The sequence below is a fragment of the Shigella sp. FC1967 genome (assembly GCF_001743005.1).
Taxonomy (GTDB): Bacteria; Pseudomonadota; Gammaproteobacteria; order Enterobacterales; family Enterobacteriaceae; genus Proteus.
Window position 1 is genome coordinate 1 of sequence record NZ_MIIZ01000646.1, and the last position, 5,813, is coordinate 5,813.

Annotated in this window: 3 protein-coding genes and 1 pseudogene; 3 read left to right on the plus strand and 1 reads right to left on the minus strand. The window is 37.4% G+C overall.

The genetic code is table 11. The annotated features are described in order from the left end of the window. Nucleotides 1-769: 769 nt before the first annotated feature. From BHE89_RS08540 to BHE89_RS08550, 3 genes are all read left to right on the plus strand, one after another. A complete protein-coding gene (locus tag BHE89_RS08540; protein WP_069368154.1) occupies nucleotides 770-2,086 on the plus strand; it encodes an HAAAP family serine/threonine permease in 1,317 nt (438 codons plus the stop codon). A gap of 123 nt (nucleotides 2,087-2,209) precedes the next feature. Continuing rightward, on the plus strand, nucleotides 2,210-3,574 hold the full coding sequence (locus BHE89_RS08545) for an L-serine ammonia-lyase (protein ID WP_069368153.1): 1,365 nt from the start codon (nucleotides 2,210-2,212) through the stop codon (nucleotides 3,572-3,574). A gap of 366 nt (nucleotides 3,575-3,940) precedes the next feature. Continuing rightward, nucleotides 3,941-5,611, plus strand: coding sequence for a formate--tetrahydrofolate ligase (locus BHE89_RS08550; RefSeq protein ID WP_069368152.1), 1,671 nt, complete (start codon nucleotides 3,941-3,943; stop codon nucleotides 5,609-5,611). A 43-nt stretch (nucleotides 5,612-5,654) separates the two neighbouring features. Here BHE89_RS08550 and BHE89_RS08555 read toward each other — a convergent pair. Next, nucleotides 5,655-5,813 (minus strand): annotated as a pseudogene (locus tag BHE89_RS08555) (zinc ribbon domain-containing protein); the annotation flags it as partial.

The following is a 5,813-nucleotide window of genomic DNA, read 5'->3' on the forward strand; positions in this document are numbered from 1 at the left end:
CAAAATAACATTTTTATATTCGCGACATAACCGCCTACCCTGCTCATTTATTAACAAATTTATTGTTGCATTTATAAACAATATTCTACTTATCACTGAAATATAGATATATTCATTTCATAAAAATGAAAAGGTATTCATTAATAAATAATCATCCTTCCCTATTTTTATATTCTTGCGTCTAACTTTTAAACATAAATTAAAAGAAAAATATTTAATCTATACATATCAATGGAATAGAAGGTTAATATAATGTTTTAATTGTAAATAAAAATAACCCATTTGATTTTAATCATTTATTTCTTAGATAATAAAAAACACCGAAAAAAAAAATCATTAATATATGAACATTTAAGTATTTAGCTTTATTTTATACTTACTTTAAAATTGGAAAGTTATTTCAAAATGTTTAAAAACCTCCGAGAAAAACATAAAATATAAAAAATGTTACATTTTTAGGTTTTTCAGTTATATTTAGCATTTGAGATGGAGATCACGGTAGTTTATCCTGAAAAACACTATATTCTGCACCTCTTAAGTCTGGATATAAACTTATTAAATATTTTTTTCAAATTTTTGGAAGGGTCTAATTCTTTTGAAATTTAAAGATTTTTATATGTGGTAATTGAAGATATTGAGATAACACCAGGCACTCAATGCACTCATTTATTCATAATTAAATTTATGCTGTGATTATTTCTAAAAAGAAATACGATCACGCTCTTATTTTTATTCATTATTTTTTTACCGCGTTATTTCGGAGAGTATTATGGATACAACCAAAGCTGGTTCTATCGCATCGGGTAATACCCAAAGTGATTACAAAGCATGGCGTAAGTCAGATACAGTATGGATGTTAGGTTTGTACGGTACGGCTATCGGTGCTGGTGTTCTATTTCTACCTATTAACGCAGGAATTGGTGGTTTAATTCCTCTGTTGATCATGTTAGTACTTGCATTTCCAATGACCTTCTTTGCACACCGTGGTATGTGCCGATTTGTGTTATCAGGTAAAAACCCAGGTGAAGATATCACTGAAGTTGTTGAAGAACACTTTGGTAAAACAGCGGGTAAATTAATCACCCTACTCTATTTCTTCGCAATCTATCCTATTCTACTGGTTTATAGTGTTGCTATCACCAATACCGTAGAAAGCTTTATTGTGAACCAAATGCATATGGCTGCGCCACCTCGTGCAATTTTATCCCTGATCCTCATCGTAGGCATCATGTGTATTATTCGCTTTGGTGAACAAGCTATCGTTAAAGCAATGAGCGTATTAGTATTCCCGTTTGTTGCAATCTTGATGGTACTTGCACTGTATCTGATCCCTGAGTGGAATGGCGCAATTCTTGATACTCTCTCTTTTGATCACGCAGCAACTTCAGGTATGGGTCAAGGCCTATTAGTAACCCTATGGTTAGCTATCCCTGTTATGGTGTTCTCTTTTAATCACTCTCCAATTATCTCTGCGTTTGCTGTTGCAAAACGTGAAGAATACGGTGAAAACGCTGAGAAAAAATGTTCACGCATTTTAGCTTATGCGCATATCATGATGGTTCTCACTGTGATGTTCTTCGTGTTTAGCTGTGTCTTTAGCTTAACACCAGAAAACTTAGCTGAAGCAAAAGAACAGAACATCAGTATTCTGTCTTATCTTGCTAACCATTTTGAAGCGCCTGTTATTGCTTATATTGCACCATTTATTGCTTTCGTTGCGATTACTAAATCTTTCTTAGGTCACTACTTAGGTGCTCGTGAAGGTTTCAACGGTTTAATCATCAAATCACTGCGTGAAAAAGGTAAAACAATCGAAAAAGATCGTTTAAACAAAATCACTGCACTGTTTATGCTGGTAACAACTTGGATTGTTGCAACATTAAACCCAAGCATTTTAGGTATGATTGAAACATTAGGCGGCCCAATTATCGCAATGTTACTGTTCCTAATGCCAATGTATGCAATCCGTAAAGTCCCTGCGATGAAGAAATATGCGGGTCATATCAGCAACGTATTCGTTGTAATCATGGGTCTTATCGCAATCTCAGCAGTTTTCTATAGCTTAATTAACTCTTTCATGGGCTAATAAGACATCTAATGGCTACTTTCTCAATGGAAGTAGCATTACAGCTTTAGCTTTCAAAACTGACACTTAACACTCTAATAATCACACAGTTGCGCCTTTAAATTAATTAGGGAGGCGAATATTATGGTTAGCGTCTTTGATATTTTTAAAATTGGTATCGGCCCTTCAAGCTCACACACTGTAGGCCCTATGAAAGCAGGTAAAGAATTCGTTGATTTACTTGCTGAAAAAAATCTCCTCTCTTCAGTTTCCCGCGTTATCGTTGATGTTTATGGCTCTTTATCTTTAACAGGTAAAGGTCACGCAACTGATATTGCTATTATTATGGGACTCGCAGGAAATTTACCTGACACGGTGGACATAGATTCTATTCCCCCTTTTATTAAACAGGTAGAAACCACTGGTCGCTTAATGCTGGCAAATGGCATAAAAGAAGTCGACTTTCCGGTTGAAGGCGGTATGAATTTCCATAAAACCAATCTGCCTCTCCATGAAAATGGCATGACCATTACCGCTTATAACGGTGACCAGGTTTTATTGAAAAAAACCTATTATTCTATTGGTGGTGGTTTTATTGTTGATGAAGAACATTTTGGTCAACCAGAAGAAAATAGTGTTCAAGTTCCTTATCCTTATCAATATGCGGCTGATTTACGTCGTCATTGCAAAGAAACAGGCCTTTCTTTATCCGCATTAGTGATGCAAAACGAATTAGCATTACGTAGCAAAGAAGAAATTTCAGCTCATTTTGCAGCGGTTTGGGATGTGATGAAATCAGGTATTGAGCGTGGTGTAAATACCGAAGGCTTATTACCAGGGCCATTACGTGTACCTCGCCGTGCTTCGGCATTACGCCGTATGTTAGTCACAGAAGATAAAACGACGACCGATCCAATGACAGTTGTTGACTGGATTAATATGTTTGCTCTTGCCGTGAATGAAGAAAATGCGGCGGGTGGGCGTGTTGTCACAGCACCAACAAATGGTGCCTGTGGTATTATTCCAGCAGTATTGTCTTACTATGATAAATTTATTCGTCCTGTAAATGAAAACTCTTACACTCGCTTTTTCTTAGTTGCGGGTGTTATTGGCTCACTTTACAAAATGAATGCATCTATCTCGGGCGCTGAAGTCGGTTGCCAAGGTGAAGTCGGTGTTGCTTGCTCAATGGCAGCAGGCGCATTAACTGAGCTGCTAGGCGGTAGCCCCGAACAGGTTTGTATTGCTGCGGAAATTGCAATGGAGCATAACTTAGGACTTACCTGTGACCCAGTGGCAGGACAAGTACAAGTTCCTTGTATTGAACGTAATGCCATCGCAGCCGTACAAGCTGTAAACTCATCTCGTATGGCTTTACGCCGTGTCAGTGATCCTCGTATTTGTTTAGATAAAGTCATTGAAACAATGTACGAAACAGGTAAAGACATTAATGCTAAATATCGTGAAACCTCTCAAGGCGGATTAGCCATTAAAATTTCTTGTGACTAAACCTAAAAGTCTTCAATCCAGATATTTATGATAGTTAAGGCGCTGATCTCAGCGCCTTTTTTTGTTTATTCGCATCTATCTTGATGATCTTCTTTTTTAATACCATTTGTTTTGTATGAGATTAAATTGTCATCCTTAGTTAAAATACGTTTTTTCAAAAATACAAAGCATGACTTAATAAGAAGAACTTAAAAGAAAAATAAGGGTTAACGAACAAAAATTCATTTAGATGGCGTGATAATGAACACGTTATCTAAAGTAAATAATGATAACTTAATCAATCTATTGGTGATATTTAGATTATTGTCTAAAGTTGATAAGTAAAGATCACTAGAGACATCATTAGCGGGATAAAAGAGAACTAAAATGAAATCAGATATTCAAATCTCCCAAGAAGCACACCCCTTACCGATTCAGGATATTGCTAAAAATTTAAATATTGATCAAGATGATATTGAGTTTTATGGCAAGTACAAAGCGAAATTTAGTCACCGTATTTGGTCAAAAATTGCAACAAAAAAAACTGGGAAATTAGTTTTAGTCACAGCAATTAATCCAACACCTGCAGGTGAAGGTAAAACAACTGTCACAGTGGGATTAGGGCAAGCACTTAATCATCTTGGAAAAAATGCCATTATTGCATTGCGTGAACCCTCTTTAGGCCCTTGCTTTGGTATTAAAGGTGGGGCAACGGGTGGTGGTTATTCACAAGTCATTCCAATGGAAGATCTGAACCTTCATTTTACTGGCGATTTCCATGCTATTACCTCTGCCAATAACTTACTTGCAGCCATGCTTGATAATTCAATTTATCAGGGTAATCCGTTAAATATCGATCCTAAAAAAATCGTGTTTAAACGTTGTATGGATATGAACGATCGTGCTTTACGTCATATTGTTGTGGGATTAGGTGGTGAGAAAGACGGTATTACAAGAGAAGATAGCTTTGTTATTACCGTTGCTTCTGAAATCATGTCTATCCTTTGTTTAGCCGTAGATATTGATGATTTGAAACAACGACTTTCTCGCATTATTGTTGCCTATTCTTATCAGGGTGATCCTATTACAGCAAGCGATATACAAGCCGTCGGTGCAATGGCGAGTTTATTAAAAGATGCTATTAATCCTAATTTAGTACAAACACTCGAAAATACTCCCGCTATTATTCATGGAGGTCCCTTCGCAAATATTGCCCATGGGTGCAATAGCGTAAGAGCAACAAAACTTGCTCTTCAACTTGCTGATATTACTGTGACAGAGGCTGGTTTTGGGGCTGATTTAGGTGCTGAAAAATTCTTTGATATAAAATGCCGGATCAGTGGATTACGTCCTGATTGTGCCGTTATTGTTGTCACCACGAAAGCGCTAAAATATAACGGTGGCTTAGGTAAAGGTGAGTGGAATAATGAAGATTTAGTTGCTCTTGAAAAAGGCATTGTTAATCTTGAAAAACATATTGAAAACCTAAAAAAATATGGTTTACCTGTCATTGTTTCTCTTAATGCTTATATCACAGATAGTCTTGCAGAACACCAGTTTATCGAACAATTTTGCCAAGATAGAGGTTGTCGCTTCGCGATTACAAAAGTATGGGAAAAAGGGGGCGAAGGTGGTATTGAGTTGGCTAAACAAGTGATTGATACACTTGAAAATGAACCGAGTCAATTTCAATTAATTTATCCTGATGATGCCTCACTGAGTCAAAAAATTGATATTGTTGCCAAAGAAATTTATGGTGCTGATGGTGTGACTTACAGCCAAAAGGCTCGTAATATGTTGAAAAAAATAGAAAGTATGGGGTTTGCTCATTTCCCTGTTTGCATGGCAAAAACGCAATACTCACTCTCAGATGATCCCACCTTATTAGGTCGCCCGACTCACTTTACAATCAACGTCCGTGAAGTGTATGTTTCTGCTGGCGCAGGCTTTGTTGTCGCCTTAACGGGCTCTATCACAACAATGCCAGGGTTACCTAAAATCCCCGCGGCTATCGCTGTTAACGTTGATAATCAAGGAAAAATCGATGGGCTTACTTAAGTTGTGACTGCTCCCCACCGTAAACGGCGAGGCTTCCCACTTCTCAGACCGCAACCCTCTGTACGACGGATTTACGCTGGTCTCCATGGGCTGAAAACGACGAGTCCCGCCGCGTGTAATTCCAATATGCCCTTGTGTCGGATATTGATTGCCGCATTGATATCTCGGTCATGTTCAACTCCACATTCAGGGCATTGCCAGA

Excerpts from the sequence above, each read along its gene's own strand:
- BHE89_RS08540 (WP_069368154.1), top strand. The coding sequence starts at position 770 with ATGGATACAACCAAAGCTGGTTCTATCGCATCGGGTAATACCCAAAGT.
- BHE89_RS08545 (WP_069368153.1), top strand. The coding sequence starts at position 2,210 with ATGGTTAGCGTCTTTGATATTTTTAAAATTGGTATCGGCCCTTCAAGC.
- BHE89_RS08550 (WP_069368152.1), top strand. The coding sequence starts at position 3,941 with ATGAAATCAGATATTCAAATCTCCCAAGAAGCACACCCCTTACCGATT.